The organism is Actinocorallia libanotica, from assembly GCF_039525175.1.
GTDB classification, from domain to species: domain Bacteria; phylum Actinomycetota; class Actinomycetes; order Streptosporangiales; family Streptosporangiaceae; genus Actinocorallia; species Actinocorallia libanotica.
This window is the reverse complement of record NZ_BAAAHH010000007.1, coordinates 125,732-144,125: the sequence shown is the minus strand read 5'-3', so window position 1 is coordinate 144,125 and position 18,394 is coordinate 125,732. Positions and strand designations below refer to the sequence as shown.

18 protein-coding genes are annotated in these 18,394 nt (G+C 70.3%); 5 read left to right on the top strand and 13 right to left on the bottom strand.

The features are described 5' to 3' along the window. Positions 1-54: 54 nt before the first annotated feature. The 4 genes from ABD140_RS11690 to sodN all read right to left on the bottom strand — a co-directional run bounded on the left by ABD140_RS11690 (position 55) and on the right by sodN (position 2,915). Positions 55-525 carry a GNAT family N-acetyltransferase gene (locus ABD140_RS11690; RefSeq protein ID WP_344239803.1) on the bottom strand — a complete coding sequence of 157 codons (471 nt, stop codon included), beginning with the start codon at positions 523-525 and terminating at the stop codon, positions 55-57. A 116-nt stretch (positions 526-641) separates the two neighbouring features. Next, positions 642-1,835, bottom strand: a complete 1,194-nt coding sequence (locus ABD140_RS11685) for a globin domain-containing protein (RefSeq protein ID WP_344239802.1) — start codon at positions 1,833-1,835, stop codon at positions 642-644. A gap of 89 nt (positions 1,836-1,924) precedes the next feature. After that, positions 1,925-2,368: an RrF2 family transcriptional regulator gene (locus ABD140_RS11680; RefSeq protein WP_344239800.1), complete on the bottom strand. Its 444-nt coding sequence runs from the start codon at positions 2,366-2,368 to the stop codon at positions 1,925-1,927. A gap of 112 nt (positions 2,369-2,480) precedes the next feature. Further along, entirely contained in the window at positions 2,481-2,915 is a 435-nt protein-coding gene (sodN, locus tag ABD140_RS11675; RefSeq protein ID WP_425544106.1) for a superoxide dismutase, Ni, read from the bottom strand. A gap of 58 nt (positions 2,916-2,973) precedes the next feature. Between sodN and ABD140_RS11670 the strand changes: the two genes are divergently transcribed. Beyond that, entirely contained in the window at positions 2,974-3,285 is a 312-nt protein-coding gene (locus tag ABD140_RS11670) for a S24 family peptidase (RefSeq protein ID WP_344239798.1), read from the top strand. On the opposite strand, the gene ABD140_RS11665 is transcribed toward ABD140_RS11670, so the two are convergent. From ABD140_RS11665 to ABD140_RS11655, 3 genes are all read right to left on the bottom strand, one after another. Next, on the bottom strand, positions 3,275-4,243 hold the full coding sequence (locus ABD140_RS11665) for a zinc-binding dehydrogenase (protein WP_344239796.1): 969 nt from the start codon (positions 4,241-4,243) through the stop codon (positions 3,275-3,277). The genes ABD140_RS11670 and ABD140_RS11665 overlap by 11 nt on opposite strands. Before the next feature lie 27 nt (positions 4,244-4,270). Further along, positions 4,271-5,347 carry a glycoside hydrolase family 26 protein gene (locus tag ABD140_RS11660; protein WP_344239794.1) on the bottom strand — a complete coding sequence of 359 codons (1,077 nt, stop codon included), beginning with the start codon at positions 5,345-5,347 and terminating at the stop codon, positions 4,271-4,273. A 233-nt stretch (positions 5,348-5,580) separates the two neighbouring features. Beyond that, positions 5,581-6,714, bottom strand: a complete 1,134-nt coding sequence (locus ABD140_RS11655) for an NAD(P)-dependent malic enzyme (RefSeq protein ID WP_344239966.1) — start codon at positions 6,712-6,714, stop codon at positions 5,581-5,583. A gap of 295 nt (positions 6,715-7,009) precedes the next feature. Between ABD140_RS11655 and ABD140_RS11650 the strand changes: the two genes are divergently transcribed. Continuing rightward, positions 7,010-8,059 carry a sulfotransferase family protein gene (locus tag ABD140_RS11650; RefSeq protein WP_344239792.1) on the top strand — a complete coding sequence of 350 codons (1,050 nt, stop codon included), beginning with the start codon at positions 7,010-7,012 and terminating at the stop codon, positions 8,057-8,059. Positions 8,060-8,161: 102 nt separating this feature from the next. Here the strand turns inward: ABD140_RS11650 and ABD140_RS11645 are convergent, their stop codons facing one another. The 3 genes from ABD140_RS11645 to ABD140_RS11635 all read right to left on the bottom strand — a co-directional run bounded on the left by ABD140_RS11645 (position 8,162) and on the right by ABD140_RS11635 (position 13,370). Further along, the gene (locus ABD140_RS11645; RefSeq protein ID WP_344239790.1) at positions 8,162-8,344 is read right to left on the bottom strand and encodes a DUF6104 family protein; all 183 of its coding nucleotides are present in this window, start codon (positions 8,342-8,344) and stop codon (positions 8,162-8,164) included. A gap of 93 nt (positions 8,345-8,437) precedes the next feature. Next, positions 8,438-12,100, bottom strand: a complete 3,663-nt coding sequence (locus ABD140_RS11640) for a multifunctional oxoglutarate decarboxylase/oxoglutarate dehydrogenase thiamine pyrophosphate-binding subunit/dihydrolipoyllysine-residue succinyltransferase subunit (protein WP_344239788.1) — start codon at positions 12,098-12,100, stop codon at positions 8,438-8,440. Positions 12,101-12,308: 208 nt separating this feature from the next. Beyond that, complete coding sequence (locus tag ABD140_RS11635; protein WP_344239786.1) at positions 12,309-13,370, bottom strand: NAD(P)H-dependent amine dehydrogenase family protein; 1,062 nt, start codon at positions 13,368-13,370, stop codon at positions 12,309-12,311. 237 nt (positions 13,371-13,607) lie between these two features. Here ABD140_RS11635 and ABD140_RS11630 point away from each other — a divergent pair, with 237 nt between their 5' ends. After that, a complete protein-coding gene (locus ABD140_RS11630; protein ID WP_344239784.1) occupies positions 13,608-14,507 on the top strand; it encodes an SDR family oxidoreductase in 900 nt (299 codons plus the stop codon). Between the two features lie 2 nt (positions 14,508-14,509). Further along, the gene (locus ABD140_RS11625) at positions 14,510-15,292 is read left to right on the top strand and encodes an enoyl-CoA hydratase/isomerase family protein (RefSeq protein ID WP_344239782.1); all 783 of its coding nucleotides are present in this window, start codon (positions 14,510-14,512) and stop codon (positions 15,290-15,292) included. Positions 15,293-15,356: 64 nt separating this feature from the next. Here the strand turns inward: ABD140_RS11625 and ABD140_RS11620 are convergent, their stop codons facing one another. Next, the gene (locus ABD140_RS11620) at positions 15,357-15,548 is read right to left on the bottom strand and encodes a ferredoxin (RefSeq protein WP_344239780.1); all 192 of its coding nucleotides are present in this window, start codon (positions 15,546-15,548) and stop codon (positions 15,357-15,359) included. A gap of 246 nt (positions 15,549-15,794) precedes the next feature. Here ABD140_RS11620 and ABD140_RS11615 point away from each other — a divergent pair, with 246 nt between their 5' ends. Continuing rightward, positions 15,795-16,463: a class I SAM-dependent methyltransferase gene (locus ABD140_RS11615; RefSeq protein ID WP_344239778.1), complete on the top strand. Its 669-nt coding sequence runs from the start codon at positions 15,795-15,797 to the stop codon at positions 16,461-16,463. A 94-nt stretch (positions 16,464-16,557) separates the two neighbouring features. On the opposite strand, the gene ABD140_RS11610 is transcribed toward ABD140_RS11615, so the two are convergent. Then, the gene (locus tag ABD140_RS11610) at positions 16,558-17,646 is read right to left on the bottom strand and encodes a prenyltransferase/squalene oxidase repeat-containing protein (protein ID WP_344239776.1); all 1,089 of its coding nucleotides are present in this window, start codon (positions 17,644-17,646) and stop codon (positions 16,558-16,560) included. After that, positions 17,636-18,358, bottom strand: a complete 723-nt coding sequence (locus tag ABD140_RS11605; RefSeq protein ID WP_344239964.1) for a class I SAM-dependent methyltransferase — start codon at positions 18,356-18,358, stop codon at positions 17,636-17,638. The genes ABD140_RS11610 and ABD140_RS11605 overlap by 11 nt, the downstream gene beginning before the upstream one ends. Positions 18,359-18,394: the final 36 nt, after the last annotated feature.

The following is an 18,394-nucleotide window of genomic DNA, read 5'->3' as shown; positions in this document are numbered from 1 at the left end:
TGTCTCGCTCCCTTGAAACTACCCTGCCCCGGACCCCTCCGGGTGATGCCACGCTCACTCGGTGATCGTCTGGAGGGCGCGGCCGCTGAGCCGGTAGCCCGTCCATTCGCTCATGGCCTCGGCGCCCAGGGACTTGTAGAACCGGATGGACGGCTCGTTCCAGTCCAGGCACGACCATTCGTAGCGGGCATAGCCCCGCTCCACGGCGATGCGGGCGAGCTCGGTCAGCAGGGCCTTGCCGTACCCGCCGCCGCGGGCCTCGGGCGTGACGTAGAGGTCCTCCAGGTAGATGCCGTGCCGTCCGGTCCAGGTCGAGAAGTTGAGGAACCACAGGGCGAAGCCGACGGGCTCGCCCGCCTCGTTCTCGGCGAGGTGGGCGAAAACAGCAGGAGCAGGCCCGAAAAGGGCCCGCTCCAGGTCTTCCTCGGTCGCCTCGACCTGCTCCAGCGCGCGCTCGTAGGCGGCGAGCTCGCGGATGAAGCGCAGGATGGTCTTGACGTCTTCGGGTGAGGCAGGGCGGATCATCCCCCCAGACTAATCGGAGATCCGCCCGCCAAGAAACGCCTGCTGGTTCTGGGGGCGACCCCCAGGCCCCCGGGACCGGTCGGCCGATCCTCGCTTCGCTCCGGTCGTCCGACCGGTCAGTCCTGCCCCAGCCACAGGTCGGGGCCGAAGACCTCGTAGTGCACCTTGCGGGCGGGGAAGCCCAGGCCCAGCAGGTCGCCGCGCACGGCGCGCATGAAGGGCAGGGAGCCGCACAGGTAGACGGTGGCGTCCTCGGGCAGGCTCAGGACGCCCAGGTCGGCCAGGCCCACCCGGGCCTCGGGGGCCCCGGCCTCCTCGTACCACAGGTGCAGCTCGCCGTTCGGCAGCGCCTCCACCAGGGAGCGCAGCTCCTCCCGGTGGGCGTGGGCGGCGGCGGAGCGGTCGGCGTGGACCACGACGACCCGCCGGGTGGCGCCGGTGGCGGCCAGGTGGTCGAGCATGGACAGCATGGGGGTGCCGCCGATGCCCGCCGAGACCAGCAGCAGCGGCTCGTCGCCCTCGGGCAGGGCCAGGTCGCCGAAGGGCGTGGAGACCCGCAGCCGGTCGCCGGGCAGGGCGTTCTCGTGCAGCCACGAGGAGACCTCGCCCTCGGGGGTCCCGGCCGCCGGGCGCACCCGCTTGACGGTGATCCGCCACTCGGGGCGGCCGGGCGCGCTGGACAGGCTGTACTGGCGGATCTGGTGGGCGCCGTCGGGCAGCTCGACCTGGACGCTCACGTACTGGCCGGGCAGGAAGTCCGGCAGCGGGGCACCGTCGGGGGAGCGCAGCAGGAAGGAGGCGACGTCGGGTGTCTCCTCGCGCCGGTCGGCGATCTCCAGCTCCCGCCAGACGGCGCCGCCGGGGACGCCCGACTTCTGGTAGAGCTCGGCCTCGGCGGCGATCAGCGCGTTGGCCATGAGCCAGTAGACCTCGTCCCAGGCCGCGGCGACCTCGGGGGTGACCGCCTCGCCCAGCACGTCGACGATCGCGGCGAAGAGGTGCTCGTGCACGATCGGGTACTGGTCGGGGACGATGCCGAGCGAGGCGTGCTTGTGGGCGATCCGGCTGAGCAGCGCGTCGGGCCGGTCGTCGGGGCGCTCCAGCAGCATGGTGGCGAAGGCGGCGATCGAGCCGGCCAGCGCCTTCTGCTGCTCGCCGATGGCCTGGTTGCCGCGGTTGAACAGGTCGCGCAGCAGGTCGGGGCGGGCGGCGAACATCTTCTTGTAGAAGAGCGGGGTGATGTCGCCGATGGCGCCGCCGACGGCGGGGAGGGTGGCGCGGACGACGGGCACCGACTTCTCGGAGAGCATGGGGACTCCTTAATTGGTAAACGATCTTCGTATTCAGGCATGGAGGTACCCCACGCCGTCTGTGGAGAAAAGTCTGCGAAGGGCCGGGGTCAGCCGGGCGGGCGGATGGAGAGCCCCACCGGTACCGGTCTGCGGGTGGAGGCGACCAGGTCGGCCACGGTCAGCCGGTCCAGCGAGGCGTAGAAGGCGTTCTGCGCCTCGCGGAGCGCCCGCCGGAGCCGGCAGTCCCCCCGCAGGGGGCAGGGAGTGTCACCCTCACAGGCCACCACCTCTTCCTCGCCTTCCAGTTCCCGTACCAGCCAGCCCACGGAGGCGCGCCGTCCGAGCACGGTCAGCCCGAGCCCGCCGCCGCGGCCCCGCCTGGCCTCCAGCACCCCGAGGTGCTGGAGGCGGCTGACCGCCTTGGCCATGTGCGCGTAGGGGACGTCCACCGCCTCGGCCACCTGGCGGGTGGTCATGGGCTCTCCGTCGGTCGCGACCGCCAGGCGCATCACGGCCCGCAGGGCCAGATCGGTGAACTTCGTCAGGCGCACACTGAGAACGTAGCAAATGCGCATCCAGAATGCGTATTTGGCGGCCCTCAGGAACCTGTGGGAAATGTCACCACTTGTCGGGGTTCGAAAAAGGCGAAGACCGGGGCGAGGCTCAGGCCTTCTTGGTCTCCCAGAAGATCGTGTCGATCTCGGAGATCTTCTCCAGCAGCTGGTCGGCCACCTTCACGTCGAAGGTGCCCTTGGTGCCGCCGGCGCCGGCGAGCTTGGTCGCCTCGTTGAACAGCTCGTGGAGCTGCGGGTACTTCTCGAAGTGCGGCGGCTTGAAGTAGTCGGTCCACAGCACCCACAGGTGGTGCTTGACGAGGTCGGACCGCTCCTCCTTGATGACGACGGCCCGGGCGCGGAACGCCGGGTCCTCGTTGGCCGCGTACTTCTCCATGATGGCCTTGACGGACTCGGCCTCGATGCGCGCCTGGGCGGGGTCGTAGACGCCGCAGGGCAGGTCGCAGTGCGCGGAGACGACCATGCTCGGTCGAAGAAGGCTCACCGTTGTGGTTCCCTTCGTGAGTGGGCGGACTCGGATCATGCTGTAGATCAGACATTACTCTGAGGACGGGGTGTCCAGGCGCGAGAGGGTGGGTGGGGTGCGCTGGCGGGCGGTGCTGGTGACCGGGGAGTCGATGCTGCCCACGCTGCGTCCCGGCGACAGGCTCCTGGTCCGCGAAGGACCGGTGCGCCAGGGCGACGTGGTGGTGGCGCGCCACGGGGAGCTGATGCTCGTCAAGCGGGCGGCGTTCCGCCAGGACGGCGGCTGGTGGCTGGAGAGCGACAACCAGCGCGCGCCCGGGAGGCGGGACAGCTGGGACTTCGGCGCCGTCCCCGAGGCCGACGTGCTGGGCCGGGTCGTGCTGCGCTACTGGCCCCCGACCCGGCCCGCCACCGGCCTCAGACGGTGAACACGATCTTGCCGAACAGCTCGCCCTCGGCCATGGCGGCGAAGCCCTCCCGGGCCCGCGCCAGCGGCAGCACCCGGTCGATGGGCGGGCGCAGCCCGGTGGTCTCCAGGAAGGACGCCAGCCGGACCAGCTGCTCGCGGGTGCCCATGGTCGAGCCCACCACCTGCAGCTGCAGGAAGAACACCCGGGTCAGCTCCGCCGGGGGCATCGGCCCGCTGGTGGCGCCGGAGACGACGATGCGCCCGCCGGGCCGCAGCGACTTCACCGAGTGCGCCCAGGTGGCCTGGCCGACGGTCTCCATGACCGCGTCGACCCGGGCCGGCAGCCGCGCCCCGCTCTCGAACACCGCGTCCGCGCCCAGCTCCAGCGCCCGCTTGCGCTTGGCCTCGCTGCGGCTGGTGGCCCAGACGCGGTAGCCGGCGGCGGCGCCGAGCGCGATGAGCGCGGTGGCCACCCCGCCGCCGGCCCCCTGCACCAGGACGGTGGAGCCCGGCTGGACCCCCGCCTTGTCGAACAGCATCCGGTAGGCGGTCAGCCAGGCCGTCGGCAGGCAGGCCGCCTCCTCGAAGGACAGGGCCGCGGGCTTGGGGACGAGGTTGCGCCGGGGCACGGCGACCCGCTCGGCCAGGGTGCCGTCGTGCACCTCCGACAGCAGCGAGCGCCCGGGGTCGAGGGTCTCGTCGCCCTGCCCGCGGGCGGGGTCGCCGATGACGGAGTGGACGATGACCTCGTTGCCGTCCTCGTCCACTCCGGCGGCGTCGCAGCCCAGCACGAGGGGGAGCTGCTCGGGGCGGACGCCCACCCCGCGCAGCGTCCACAGGTCGTGGTGGTTGAGCGCCGCCGCCCTGACGGTGACGGTGGTCCAGCCCTCCGGGGCCACGGGGTCGGGGCGCTCGCCCAGCTCCAGGCCGTTCAACGGTTGCTCGGCGTCGATACGCGCCGCGGTCACAGCGAACATGCCACCGACCCTAGCCACCGGGCCTCACTAGCGGCCGAAGTACCCCTTCTTCAGGCCGGTCTTGAAGGCGTTGACACCCGCCTTGGACTTCTCCACCCGGTAGTCGCCGTTGGGGCCCTCGTTCTTGCGCTGGTCCTTGTTGAACCAGATGAAGCCGATGACGCCCGGGTCGGCCGCGACGTTCTTCAGGAAGTCGCGGATCTGGCGCGGGCGGTTGCCGCCGGGCCGCGTGCTGACCTCGCCGATGATGATCGGCTTCTTGGTGAACTTGCGCAGCTGCCGGATGCTGGGCGAGAAGACCTTCGCGTAGGTGCTGGAGGTGCTGCGGTAGTAGCCGATCAGCCCGATCCAGTCGACGTAGGCGTTGCCCGGGTAGAACTGCTTGAGCCCGACCTCGGCGCGGGGGCCGGTCTCGTTGGGCGACCACATCCAGATGGTGTTGGTCGCGCCCGCCTTGGTGAAGATGCCGTGCATGCGCTTCCAGGCCTTCTTGAAGTCCGCGGGCCTGGTCTTGTACTTGCACGCGGTGGCGGGGGGCGTGTGCTTGGGACGGCTGCAATAGCCCCACTCGTACCAGTCGCCGTTGAACTCGTGGGCGAAGCTGAGGGCCACCGGCACCTTCGCGGCGCGGATGCTCTGGGCGATCTGCTTGATGTAGGCGTCGGCCTTGCCGCTGGCGATCTTCTTGACGGTGATGTTGTCGTTCCAGTCGACCGGATGGGCCTCCAGCTCCCACTGCGGGATGGCGCCGGCCTTCCAGATGGTCTTGGCCCACTCCTGGTCGAAGGGGGCGCCCCAGTTGGCGAAGCCCTTGATGACGTTGGGCTTCTTCTTGCCGACCAGGCCGCCGAAGTACCGGGCGCCCTTGACGGGCGTGCTGTTGTCGTACTGCGTGAACACGCCCACGTAGTCACGCCGCGGGTAGAGGTACTTGTTCACGTTGGTGACGCCCTTGGCGTTCTTCCGCTTGAACCCCTTCGGCGCTTTGGCGTTGAGCTTGGCCGTCCTGTCGACGGCCGCGGAGACGCTTTGTGCGGGCAGGACACTGGCGGTGAGGGCCAGTGGAAGGGACAGGACGGCGAGACGGTGCAGGGCCTTCTTCATACGCTGAGTCGCTCCAGACGGAGTGAGGGGCTTATGGGGAGGTTCGGCACGCTATCAGCGCAAAAGTAATCTGATCTTGTTTAGCGCCTTCCGTTATCTGAACGTGATGAAAATCGATGCAACCCACAAAGATCCAGGTGTGTCGGGAAACACCCTGGAGAAAAGAAATCGGTGCCGTGCTCGTCCGGGGCGACGGACGGGCACGGCACCGATGCCTGGCGGTGCGGGAGGGGTCAGATCCGGTTGACGCCCTCGGCGCGGGCCTGGGCGGACACCGCGGCCACGACGGCCGGGGCGACACGGGCGTCGAACGGGCTGGGGATGATGTAGTCCGCGGCCAGCTCCTCGTCGGTCACGACGGCGGCCAGGGCCTCGGCGGCGGCGACCTTCATGCCCTCGGTGATCGAGTGGGCGCGGACGTCGAAGGCGCCCTTGAAGATGCCGGGGAACGCGAGCACGTTGTTGATCTGGTTGGGGTGGTCGCTGCGGCCGGTGGCCACGACCCGCGCGTACTTGGCGGCCACGTCGGGCTCGACCTCGGGCGTCGGGTTGGACAGCGCGAAGACGATCGCGTCCTCGGCCATGGTGGCGACCGCGGACTCGGCGACGGTGGAGCCGGACAGCCCGATGAAGAAGTCGGCGCCGCGCAGTGCCTCCTCGGTCGAGCCGGTCAGGCCCGCCTTGTTGGTGTCCTCCGCCAGCGCCTGCTTGACGCTGTTCAGCCCGTCCCGACCCTGGTAGATCAGGCCCTTGCTGTCGGAGACCGCGATGTCGCCCACGCCCGCGTTCAGCAGGATGCGGCAGACGGCGATGCCGGAGGCGCCCGCGCCGGCGATGACGCCGCGCATCTGCGACAGCGGCTTGCCGATCAGGCGGGAGGCGTTGGTCAGCGCGGCGAGCGAGACGATCGCGGTGCCGTGCTGGTCGTCGTGGAAGACCGGGATGTCGAGGGCGGCGCGCAGCCGGTCCTCGATCTCGAAGCAGCGCGGGGCGCTGATGTCCTCGAGGTTGATGCCGCCGAAGGACGGCGCCATGCGGATGACGGTGTCGACGATCTCGTCGACGTCGGTGGTGGCCAGGGCGATGGGCACCGAGTCGACGTCGGCGAACTCCTTGAACAGCAGGGACTTGCCTTCCATGACCGGCATGGAGGCGGCCGGGCCGATGTCGCCCAGGCCCAGGACCGCGGTGCCGTCGGTCACGACGGCCACGACCTTGGAGGTCCAGGTGTAGGTGTGCGCCAGCTCGGGGTGGTCGGCGATCGCGGTGCAGACGCGGGCCACGCCGGGGGTGTAGGCCAGGGAGAGGTCGTCCTTGTCCCGGACCGGGATGGTGGAGCGGACCTCCAGCTTGCCGCCCACATGGATGGCGAAAGCCGGGTCTTGCGAGTAATCGGGAAGGTCAGTAGCCACAGCGACCCCACTTAGAACAAAGATTCGGAAGTTCGGACGGGCGCCGGACCGACACCCTGCCACGCGGTGTGTGGGGGGTGGGCGCTCGCCTCTCGACGTACACGGGGGTCACCCGTCAAGCGATTGTGGCACACGGCCGCCGCGGAGCAAACCGCAGGGGGTCGGTGTGGAGTATGTCACTTCTGTCCGATTCGGTTGTGAGGTTTTCGTGACCTGCGAGGCCCGCCGTCTCCCGTTAAGCTGCCGCAACATGGAGAAATATTCGTCACATGATGCAACCCCGGCGGGGGTTGATGTGTCCGGGGCCGGCGAAGGCGCGGGTCCCCCGGTCATCGTCGGGGGCTGCCCGCGCTCGGGGACGACATTGCTCCGGAGCATGCTCAACAGCCATCCCCACCTGGCCGTGCCGCACGAGACGGCGTTCATCGTCCCGCTGTACCGCAAGCGGGATTCGTTCGGTGATTTTGCGGACCCGGACAACCGCCGCAAGGTCGCCGAATGGATCGTGAAGAACAAGAAGTCCCGGAACGAGCGGCTCAAGGCCACACCCGAGGAGCTCGTCGAGGCGGCCCTGCACTCGCCCCCCACGCTCGGCTCCATCCTGGCGTCCTGCTTCATGCTGAACGCGCGCAACCAGGGCAAGCCCCGCTGGGGGGACAAGCGCCCCTCGCACGCCTGGAACCTCAACGAGATCTTCGACCTCTTCCCCGACGCGCAGTACGTCAACGTCATCCGCGACCCCCGCGCCTGCGTGGCCTCCATGAACCGGGTCGGCTGGAGCTGGGGCGGGGTGGAGTCGGCCACCGAGATGTGGGAGCGGGCGATCGTCTCGGCCGAGTCCTGGCGCCGCAAGCTGCCCGAGGAGCAGTACCTCGACGTCTACTACGAGGAGCTGGTGCGCGACCCGCGGGCGGGCCTGGAGCGCGTGTGCGCCTTCCTGGGGCTGGACCCCGCCGGGATCGACGCCATGCTGGACTACCACCAGGACCCCGACCGCCCCACCGGCACGCCCTTCAAGGAGATCTCCAAGCCGGTCTCCACCGAGTCCGTGCACTCCTGGGAGGAGCAGCTGACCGGCACCGACCTGGCGCTGATCGAGGGAGTGGTGGGCGACGAGATGCGCCGGCACGGCTATGAGCCGACCGGAACGCGCGTCCCGGTCCCCAAGGAGCGGATGAAGGCCTTCCGGCGCATCCGCTCCAGCCGCACCAAGCAGGCGCGCAAGCGCCGGCTGGTCGAGGTCAAGCGCATGGTGACCTACCGGCGGCCGGCCGCCGACCAGACCCGCGGAGAGGCCTGAGCTCCTCTTCGCACCGCTGAGGCCCGTGCCGGGGCCCCGACGTCCCCGGCACGGGCCTTTCGCGCGTGCGCTCCGGAGACCGGTGCGCGGGACGCGGAGCGCTCAGTCGTCCTCGTCGTCGTCATCGAGCCGGGCCAGCCAGGTGGCCAGCCGCTCGACCGGGATCTCGAACTCCGGGTTGAGGTCGACGAAGTCGCGGAGCCGCTCGGCCACCCAGGCCAGGGAGACCTCCTCCTCGCCCCGTCTGGCCGCCAGCTCCTCGATGCCGCGGTCGGTGAAGTACACGGTCCTTCCTCCTTCCGGCCGCGCCCGAGGGCGCGGCGAGAGCCGGAAGGCCCCGGCGGGAGCCGGGGCCTTCGGCGTTGCGCGTCCGCGTGATCAGGCGCCGGGGAACAGGCGGGCGAGCATCGCCTCCTGCTCGGCCTGGTGCGTCTTCGCCGAGCCCACCGCCGGGGAGGAGGAGGCGGGGCGGGAGACCAGGTTGAGCTTCCGGCCGTCCAGGTAGTTCCACAGGACCAGGGCGAAGAAGGGCCAGGCGCCCATGTTCTTCGGCTCGTCCTGCACGTAGGTGATCTCCACGTCCTGGGCGTACTTGGCCAGCTCGGCCTTGATCTCGTCGATCGGCGACGGGTAGAGCCGCTCGATCCGGATCACCGCGGTGTCGTCGACGCCCTGCTTGTCGCGGGCGGCGACCACGTCGTAGTAGATCTTGCCCGTGGTGAACAGCACGCGGCGGACCTTGGCCGGGTCGACCTTGGCGTCGCTGATGACCGGCTGGAACGCGCCGCTGGTGAAATCCTCGACCGGCGAGGAGGCGGCCTTGGCCCGCAGCAGCGACTTGGGCGTGAAGACGACCAGCGGCTTGTGCCGGCCCGACAGCGCCTGCCAGCGCAGCATGTGGAAGTAGTTCGCCGACGTGGTCGGGTAGACGACGGTCATGTTGTCCTGGGCGCACAGCTGCAGGTACCGCTCGATGCGGGCGGAGCTGTGGTCCGGGCCCTGGCCCTCGTACCCGTGCGGCAGCAGCAGTGTGACCGAGGACCGCTGGCCCCACTTCTGCTCGCCGGAGGAGATGAACTCGTCCACGATCGACTGGGCGCCGTTGGCGAAGTCGCCGAACTGCGCCTCCCACAGCACCAGGGCGTCCGGCCGCTGCAGGGAGTAGCCGTACTCGAAGCCCATCGCCGCGAACTCGCTGAGCAGCGAGTCGTGCACGTAGAACTTCGTGGTGCCCTGGAAGAACTTCGACAGCGGGACGTGGGTCTCGCCGGTCTTGCGGTCCACCAGCACCGAGTGGCGCTGGCCGAAGGTGCCGCGCTGGACGTCCTGGCCGACCAGGCGCACCGGGTGGCCGTCCATCAGCAGGGAGCCGAAGGCCAGCAGCTCGCCGGTGGCCCAGTCCAGGGCGTTGTCGTCGATCATCTTGACCCGGCGGTCCAGGATGGGCTGGAGCCGCGGGTGCACGGTGAAGCCCTCGGGCAGTTCCACCTGGGTGTTGATGATCTCCTTGACCGTCTCCGGGGGGATCGCCGAGCCGACCGCGCCGTGGTCGATCGGGATGCGGTCCTCGTCCGGCGGGCGCACCACCGAGCCGGGCACGTTGGGCTGGCCGGCGGCCTCGCGCACCTCGACGAAGGCGCGCTCGAGCTGCTGCTGGTAGTCCTGCAGCGCCTGCTCGGCCTCCTCGACGGTGATGTCGCCGCGGCCGATGAGCGCCTCGGTGTAGAGCTTGCGCACCGAGCGCTTGGCGTCGATCAGGTCGTACATCAGCGGCTGGGTGAACGAGGGGTTGTCCGTCTCGTTGTGGCCCCGGCGCCGGTAGCAGATCATGTCGATGACGACGTCCTTCTTGAACACCTGCCGGTATTCGAAGGCCAGCCTGGCGACCCGGGCGCAGGCCTCGGGGTCGTCGCCGTTGACGTGGAAGATCGGCGCCTGGATCATCCGCGCCACGTCGGTGGAGTACACCGACGAGCGGGAGTACTCGGGCGCGGTGGTGAAGCCGACCTGGTTGTTGATGACGATGTGCACGGTGCCGCCGGTGCGGTAGCCGCGCAGCTGGGACAGGTTCAGGGTCTCGGCGACCACGCCCTGCCCGGCGAACGCCGCGTCGCCGTGGATGAGGATCGGCAGGACCGAGAAGCCGGCCTCACCGGTGTCGATGACGTCCTGCTTGGCGCGCACGACGCCCTCCAGGACGGGGTTGACCGCCTCCAGGTGGGAGGGGTTGGCCACCAGGGAGGTCTGGATGGTGTGCCCGTCCCAGGACTGGAACTCGCCCGCGGCGCCCAGGTGGTACTTCACGTCGCCGGAGCCCTGCGCCGAGCGCGGGTCGAGGTTGCCCTCGAACTCGCCGAAGATCTGCGAGTAGGACTTGCCGACGATGTTGGCCAGCACGTTGAGGCGGCCGCGGTGGGCCATGCCGATGACGGCCTCTTCCAGGCGGTCCTTGGCCGCCGCCGAGATCACCGCGTCCAGCAGCGGGATCACCGACTCGCCGCCCTCCAGGGAGAAGCGCTTCTGGCCGACGAACTTGGTCTGCAGGAAGGTCTCGAACGCCTCGGCGGAGTTGAGCCGCCGCAGGATGTGCAGCTGCTCCTCGCGGGACGGCGGGTCGAAGGGGACCTCGACGCGCTCCTGGATCCAGGCGCGTTCCTCGGGGTCCTGGATGTGCATGTACTCGATGCCGATGGTGCGGCAGTAGGAGTCGCGCACCACGCCCAGGATGTCGCGCAGCTTCATGGTGGGCCTGCCGCCGAAGCCGCCGGTGGCGAACTCCCGCTCCAGGTCCCACAGGGTCAGCCCGTGCTGGAGGATGTCCAGGTCGGGGTGGCGGCGCTGGCGGTACTCCAGCGGGTCGGTGTCGGCCATGAGGTGGCCGCGCACCCGGTAGGCGTGGATCAGCTCGTGGACCCGGGCGACCTTCGCGATGTCGTTCTCATGGCTCGCGGAGATGTCCTGGACCCAGCGGACCGGCTCGTACGGGATCCGCAGCGACTCGAAGATCTCGTCGTAGAAGCCGTCCTCGCCCAGCAGCAGGGCGTGCACGCGGCGCAGGAAGTCGCCCGACTGCGCACCCTGGATGATGCGGTGGTCGTAGGTCGACGTGATCGTCATGATCTTGCTGATCGCGGCGCGCGCCAGCGTCTCCTTGGAGGAGCCGGAGAACTCCGCCGGGTACTCCATGGCGCCGATGCCGATGATCGTGCCCTGGCCCGGCATGAGGCGCGGCACCGAGTGCACGGTGCCGATGGTGCCGGGGTTGGTCAGGCTGATCGTGGTGCCCTGGAAGTCCTCCAGGGTGAGCTTGTTGGCCCGCGCCTTGCGGACGATCTCCTCATAGGCCGCCCAGAACTGGCGGAAGTCCAGCGTCTCGGCCGACTTGACCGAGGGCACCACCAGCTGGCGCTGGCCGTCGGACTTCTTCAGGTCGATCGCCAGGCCGAAGTTCACGTGCTCCGGCCGCACCAGGGTGGGCTTGCCGTCCACCTCGGTGTAGTAGGAGTTCATCTCAGGCATGGACTTGAGCGCCTGGACGACCGCGTAGCCGATCAAGTGGGTGAAGGAGATCTTGCCGCCGCGACCACGCTTCAGGTGGTTGTTGATCACGATGCGGTTGTCGATCAGCAGCTTGGCCGGGACCGCCCGCACGCTCGTGGCGGTGGGGACGGCCAGGCTGTTCTCCATGTTGGTCACGGTGCGCGCCGCGACTCCGCGCAGTTTCACCTCCTCGGCGCCGGCCGCCACCGGCGTGGGAGGCTGCGCCGCCTTGGGCGCGGCGGGGGCGGGGGCCTGGGGGGCTGCCTTCTTGGGCGCCGCCGGGGCCGGGGTGGTCTTCTGAGGGGCCTCGGACGGCGCCGAGGAGGCGCCGTTCACGGGTACGTTGGGCTTGGAGCCCGGTTGGTAGTCCGCGAAGAAGCTCCACCAGGCCTTGTCAACCTTCTCAGGGTCTTCCAAGTACTTCTGGTAGAGCTCATCGACCAACCACTCGTTGGCGCCGAAATCACTAAGACCGGCAGGGGTGTGCGACTCGCTCGACACGGCGGAGATCGCCCTCTTCCGCAGCTCGCAGGTGGGTTCTAAACGTTCATAAGGCTACTCGCCCGGACGAGCGCGTGCGGCGTCGTTTCCACCGTACAAGGGAATACGGACGCTCCCCGGGACGGGAAGGGACGGATAAAACACGTCCCGAGGCGATCGCGACGGGACTTCTCCCGCGCGGAGGCACGTGATGGAGGACACCTTCAATCTACCCGCGATCCGGGATGCCCCCGCCGAATCGGCCGGGAAGGATCGGCAGGTCCAGCAGGGTGCGGATGCCGGGCGGGGCGGCGCACACCGCGGCGATGGAGTTCAGGGCGTGGCCGGCCGCGGCCGTGACGCCGTTGCCGATCCAGTCCTCGCCCAGGGCGAGGGACATCGAGGGGGCGCCCTGGATGCGCAGCGCGTAGCCCGGTTCGTACCAGTCGCCGACGCGGCGGGCGTCGGCCTTGCGGGCGATCTCGAAGGTGATCAGCGGGAGCCCGCCGGCCCGCCCGGTGAGGGTCCAGCGGTCGGCGGCGACGGTGCCGCGGGGGATGGGCCCGGCGGCGACGGTGAAGTCCTCGCGGGCGTGCAGGTGCTCGTGGTCGAGGTCGACGCCGTCCAGCTCCACCCCCAGCGCGGCGGCCAGCAGGTGCAGGCTCTCGGTGTACAGGGCGCGCATCAGGCTCCGGTGGCGGGGGAGCGCGGCGGTGTACTCCTCCTCGGTCATGCCGAATCCGGACAGCTCGCGGACGATCCGGCGGGAGGGGTGGCCCGCGAGGTCGTAGCAGTCGCGGACGTAGAGGTGGTCGACCCGGCGGGCCAGCCCGGTCAGCACCAGGGGGAGCTTCTCGCCGGTGAACCCCGGGTTGATGCCGGTGCCGTGGACGGAGGTGCCGCCGTCGGCGCAGGCCTTCTCCAGGGCGGCGGTGAACTCGGGGCCGCGGGCGCGGGGGTAGAGGAAGCCGGTCAGCGAGACCACGTTCTTCCCCGAGGCCAGCAGCCGGCAGACGGTGTCCAGGTCGTCGCCCCCGTAAAGGCGGCCGGGCAGCGGCGCGTAGACGACGCAGTCGGCGTCCAGGGCGAGGATCTCGGCGGGGTCGTCGGTGGCGCGGACGCCGGTCGGCTCGCGGCCGACCAGCGTCCCGGCGTCCGCGCCGCGCTTGGCGGGGTCGTAGACCCGCAGGCCGGCGAGGCGGAACTCCGGACGGTCGAGCAGGCCGCGCAGGACGCTGCGGCCGATGGCGCCGCTGCCCCACTGCACGACCCGCAGCGGTGCTGCGTCCATGGAAGGTGCTTCTCCTGGGGTGAGGGAGAACATGGACCCTATCCGAAGAGATCAAGAGTTGTCTCACTATGAGAGACGGAAAGGACCTTGGGCCCGAACCCGGCACTTTTCTTCGGGGCCGCATTAGAGCAGGATTCGGTTTGCTGCTACCAATGGGTATCCCCAGGTGGTCGACTGGCAGCGAGCGAGTCACCCAACAGCCGGGGCCCCAAGGCCCGGACACACAGGAGCACACTCATGAGTGAACTGCGGTACGACGGCAAGGTCGCCATCATCACCGGCGCCGGACACGGCCTCGGCCGCCAGCACGCGCTGGAGCTGGCCGCACGCGGCGCGAAGGTCGTCGTGAACGACCTGGGCGGCGACCTCCACGGCGACGGCTCCTCGGCGGGCCCGGCCCAGGAGGTCGTGGACGAGATCGTCAAGAACGGCGGCGAGGCGGTCGCCAACGGCGGCAACGTCGCCACCGAGGAGGGCGCGGCCTCCATCGTCCAGACCGCCATCGACTCCTTCGGGCGCGTCGACATCCTCATCAACAACGCGGGCATCCTGCGCGACAAGTCCTTCAAGAACATGACCGTGGCCGAGTGGGACGCGGTCATCGCCGTCCACCTGCGCGGCGCCTACCTGGTCACCAAGGCCGCCTGGCCGCACCTGGTGGAGTCCGGCGCGGGCCGGATCGTCAACACCTCCTCCCCGGCGGGCCTGTTCGGCAACTTCGGCCAGGCCAACTACGCCACCGCCAAGATGGGCCTGGTGGGCTTCACCAAGACCATGGCGGCCGAGGGCGCCAAGAAGGGCGTCCGGGCCAACGCGATCGCCCCGGTGGCCTACACCCGGATGACCGCCGACCTGTTCCCGGCGGAGTTCGCCGACAAGCTCGGCGTCGAGCTGGTCACCCCGCTGGTGGCCTACCTCGCGCACGAGAGCGTCGAGGACAGCGGCCAGGTCTTCACCGTGGGCGGCGGCCGCATCGCCAAGATCTTCGTGGGCGAGGGCCCCGGCTTCACCAAGAAGGACGGCCTCTCCGTCGAGGACATCCGCGACAACTGGCAGGAGATCTCCGCGCAGGACCCGATGGCGGTGTTCGCCGGCATCCACGAGCAGACCGCGGCGACCTTCCAGGCACTGCAGTAGGGATGGTCCTCTTCGACAGGCGGGACGGGGTGGCGACGATCACCCTGTCCCGGCCGGAACGCCTCAACGCCGTCACCTACGACGACACCGTGGAGCTGCTGCGGATCCTCACCGGGCTCAAGGACGACACCGCCACCAAGGTCGTCGTCCTGACCGGGGAGGGCCGGGCGTTCTGCGCGGGGATGGACATCCAGCAGGGCGAGGCCGAGCCGTCCGACGAGGGCCGGGTCCAGCGGATCTACCGCAACATGGTCCGGGCCGGGGAGCTGGTGCTGGGCCTGCGGGAGATCCCGCAGCCGGTCGTGGCCGCGCTGCACGGCCCGGTGGTCGGCATGGCCTTCTCCCTGGCGCTCGCCTGCGACCTGCGGGTGGCCTCGCCGACGACGAGGTTCGTCTCGCCCTTCTTGAAGCTGGGCTTCTCGGCGGGCGACCTCGGCCTGTCGTGGATGCTGCCGCGGCTGATCGGCACCGCGCGGGCCGGGGAGATCTTCTACCGCGCCCAGACCGTCGGCGCCGAGCGCGCCCTGGAGCTGGGGCTGGTCACCGAGATCGCCGAGGACGACCTGGCGGGCGCCAGGGCGCTGGCGGCGGAGCTGATGACGCGTTCGCCGTTCGGCCTGCGCCACACCAAGGAGCTGCTCAACCTGGCGATGGACGCGCCGGGGCTGCGCACGCACCTGGCCATGGAGAACCGCACGCAGACCATGGCGTTCCTCACCGAGGACCTCAAGGAGGGCTTCGCGGCGACCATGGAGAAGAGGGAGCCGCGCTTCCGCGACCACTGAGGACCGCGGAGCGGGCCGGTACGAACGGAAAGGGGCGCCCCGGAGGGCGCCCCTTTTCCCGTCGTCACTCGGAGATCGACAGGGCGGCCTTGGGGCAGGAGCGCACGGCGTGCCGGACCTTGTCCTGCTGGTCGGCGGGGACGTCGGGGAGCAGGACGTGGAGGTTGTCCTCGTCGTCCAGGTCGAAGACGTCGGGGGCGAGCCCCACGCAGACGGCGTTGGCCTCGCAGACGAGGTAGTCGACGATCACCTTCATGGCGCGTTCCTTTCGGATCGGGTGTCCGGCCGCGGGGAGACCGTCGCGGACGGTATACCGAATCATATTCGGTTATGGGTTCCGGGCCGGGGAGGCCCCGCCCCGGAGCGGGCGCGAGCGCCCTCCCCACGAGCCTAACGAGAACACGTTCTCCATGCTAGAGAGGGTCCGGGGCCGGGGTGCGGGAGGGGGATGCCCGGGGCGTTCGGGGCGGAACGGTACAGTTCCCGGCGGAGGTTGATCGAGATGACCGGAACACCGCCCGCCATGCCCCCCGAACTGCTCCGCGCGGCCGAGGCGGCCAAGGGGTTCATGCCGCCGGCCGAGGGCGCCGCCCTGTACGAGACCGCGCTGGCCTACGGCCGGGTCGGGCCGCTGCTGGAGGTGGGCACCTACTGCGGCAAGTCGGCGATCTACTTCGGCGCCGCCGCCCGCGAGGCCGGCACCGTGCTGGTGACCGTCGACCACCACCACGGCTCGGAGGAGAACCAGGCGGGCTGGGAGCACCACGACCCCACCCTGGTCGACCCCGCCACGGGCCGCATGGACACCCTGCCGACCTTCCGCCGCACCATCGAGCGGGCGGGCCTGGAGGACGTGGTCGTGGCCGTCATCGGCACCTCCGACACCGTCTCGCGGCTGTGGAGCACCGAGCTGGGCCTGCTGTTCATCGACGGCGGCCACAGCGAGCACTTCGCCAACGCCGACTACGAGAACTGGGCCGCCAAGGTCAAGGTCGGCGGCGCCCTGGCGATCCACGACGTCTTCCCCGACCCCGCCGACGGCGGCCAGGCCCCCTACCGCGTCTACCTCCGCGCCCTGGCCTCCGGCGCCTTCGAGGAGCGCCGCGTGGAAGGCTCCCTGCGCGTCCTGGAACGCGTCTCGGCCGCCGACCCCCTGGCTCCGGCCGCCTGAGCCCCGCGAACGCGCGACGCCCCGGAGAAGGGATCTCCGGGGCGTCTTCGCGTGTCGGACCGTTCCCGTCCGGGCCGCGGTGGCCGTGCGGCCGTCAGGTCCGGGCGGGGACCTGGGCGCAGCCGCAGGCCACGGGGTCGGCCGGGGCCACGGGGCCCAGGGGGCGGCCGGCGATCTCCTTGAAGATGCGCGCGGCGGGGGTGAGGCCGTACAGGGCGTCGGCGGCCAGGACGACCGCGGCGGCGGTGTAGGTGGAGCGGTCCCCCGGGAAGTGCCGCTGGTCGCGGAACTGCCAGCCGGTCCAGTAGGAGCCGTCCTCGTGGCGCAGGAACTGGATCTGGCCGAAGAGGGTCAGCGCGCGGGGGTCGCCGGCGGCGTCCAGCGCCATGATGAGCTCGCAGGTCTCGGCGCCGGTGACCCACGGCTGGTCGGAGACGCAGCGGCAGCCCAGCTCGGGCACCACGAAGGTGTCCCACTGCGCCTCGATGAGGGCGGCCGCCCGCTCGCCGCGGACCGCCCCGCCCAGGATCGGGTAGTACCAGTCCATCGACCAGCGCGACTTGTCGGCGAACGCCTCCGGGTGGTGGGCGATCACATGGCCGAGCTGGTCGGCGGCGAGCTCCCAGTCGGGCCGCGGCTCGCCGAGGCGCTCGGCCAGCGCGACCGCGCAGCGCAGCGCCTGGTGGATCGAGGAGCAGCCGGTGAGCAGGGTCTCCTCGCCCGGCGTGCCGTCCTCGAACCGGATCCACTTGATGTCGCCGCGGGGGGTCCGCAGGGTGAGCACGTAGTCCACGGCCCGGCGGACGACGGGCCACATGCCGCGCACGTACTCCTCGTCGCCGGTGACCAGGAGCTCGTGCCACATGCCGACCGCGATGTAGGCGGCGTGGTTGGACTCGCCGCCGGTCTCGGTGACCCGCTCGTCCTCCCACTTGGCCGGCCAGGAGCCGTCGTGGCGCTGCTGGTCGCGCAGCCAGGCGTAGGCGCGCCGGGCCGGGCCGGTCAGCCCGGCGACGGTCAGCGCCATGGCCGCCTCGATGTGGTTCCAGGCGTCGACGTGGCCGGCCGGGTACCCGTCGAACGCCGCGTACCAGGGGATGGCCCCGGAGGGGTACTGCTGGCGGGCGATGGACAGGGCCGTGGCGTGTACCTGCTCGGGGGTGAGGATCGGGTCAGCCGGCATAGGACGGCTTGGTCAGGTAGACGACGACGCTCTTGCCGATGAACGGGTTGAGCAGCTGCTCGGCCAGCCGGGTGGCCAGGGGCCGCTTCATGATGTCCCACACCAGGATCTGGTGGTAGGCCTTGACCAGGGGGTGGTCGTTGTCGTCGATGCCGACCGCGCACTTGATCCACCAGTACGCCGAGTGCAGGCCGTGCGCGTGGTGGTGGCCGTCGATGCGGAAGCCGAGCGACTTGAGCTTGGCCTCCAGCTCGGCGCGCGTGTAGATGCGCACGTGGCCGCCGGGCGAGGTGTGGTAGGCCTCGGAGAGCAGCCAGCAGATGCGCTCGGGCAGCCAGGAGGGCACGGTCACCGCGACCTGGCCGCCGGGCTTGAGCACCCGGAAGAGCTCCTTCATGGCCTGCATGTCGTCGGGGATGTGCTCCATCACCTCGGCGGCGATGATCTTGTCGAAGCTGTCGTCCTCGAACGGCAGCCCCAGCGCGTCGCCGACGACGGTCTCGGCCGAGGAGCCCTCGGGCACCTCGTTCTCCAGCTCCATCGCGTTGAACATCGACTGGACGGTCTTGAGCTCCTCGGCGTCCATGTCGAAGGCGGTGACGCGGGCGCCGCGGCGGTACAGCTCGAAGGCGTGGCGTCCGCCGCCGCAGCCCATGTCGAGGACGCGTTCCCCCACGGCGATGGGGAACCGCTGGAAGTCAACGGTGAGCAGAGGGGGCTCCTTCCACGGGCGGCCGCAGCCGCGGTT

Coding starts and splice junctions, on each gene's coding strand:
- ABD140_RS11685 (WP_344239802.1), bottom strand. CDS start 1,835: ATGCTCTCCGAGAAGTCGGTGCCCGTCGTCCGCGCCACCCTCCCCGCC.
- ABD140_RS11615 (WP_344239778.1), top strand. CDS start 15,795: ATGACCGGAACACCGCCCGCCATGCCCCCCGAACTGCTCCGCGCGGCC.
- ABD140_RS11610 (WP_344239776.1), bottom strand. CDS start 17,646: ATGCCGGCTGACCCGATCCTCACCCCCGAGCAGGTACACGCCACGGCC.
- ABD140_RS11635 (WP_344239786.1), bottom strand. CDS start 13,370: ATGGACGCAGCACCGCTGCGGGTCGTGCAGTGGGGCAGCGGCGCCATC.
- ABD140_RS11630 (WP_344239784.1), top strand. CDS start 13,608: ATGAGTGAACTGCGGTACGACGGCAAGGTCGCCATCATCACCGGCGCC.
- sodN (WP_425544106.1), bottom strand. CDS start 2,915: ATGATCCGAGTCCGCCCACTCACGAAGGGAACCACAACGGTGAGCCTT.
- ABD140_RS11690 (WP_344239803.1), bottom strand. CDS start 525: ATGATCCGCCCTGCCTCACCCGAAGACGTCAAGACCATCCTGCGCTTC.
- ABD140_RS11660 (WP_344239794.1), bottom strand. CDS start 5,347: ATGAAGAAGGCCCTGCACCGTCTCGCCGTCCTGTCCCTTCCACTGGCC.
- ABD140_RS11665 (WP_344239796.1), bottom strand. CDS start 4,243: ATGTTCGCTGTGACCGCGGCGCGTATCGACGCCGAGCAACCGTTGAAC.
- ABD140_RS11620 (WP_344239780.1), bottom strand. CDS start 15,548: ATGAAGGTGATCGTCGACTACCTCGTCTGCGAGGCCAACGCCGTCTGC.
- ABD140_RS11650 (WP_344239792.1), top strand. CDS start 7,010: ATGGAGAAATATTCGTCACATGATGCAACCCCGGCGGGGGTTGATGTG.
- ABD140_RS11625 (WP_344239782.1), top strand. CDS start 14,510: ATGGTCCTCTTCGACAGGCGGGACGGGGTGGCGACGATCACCCTGTCC.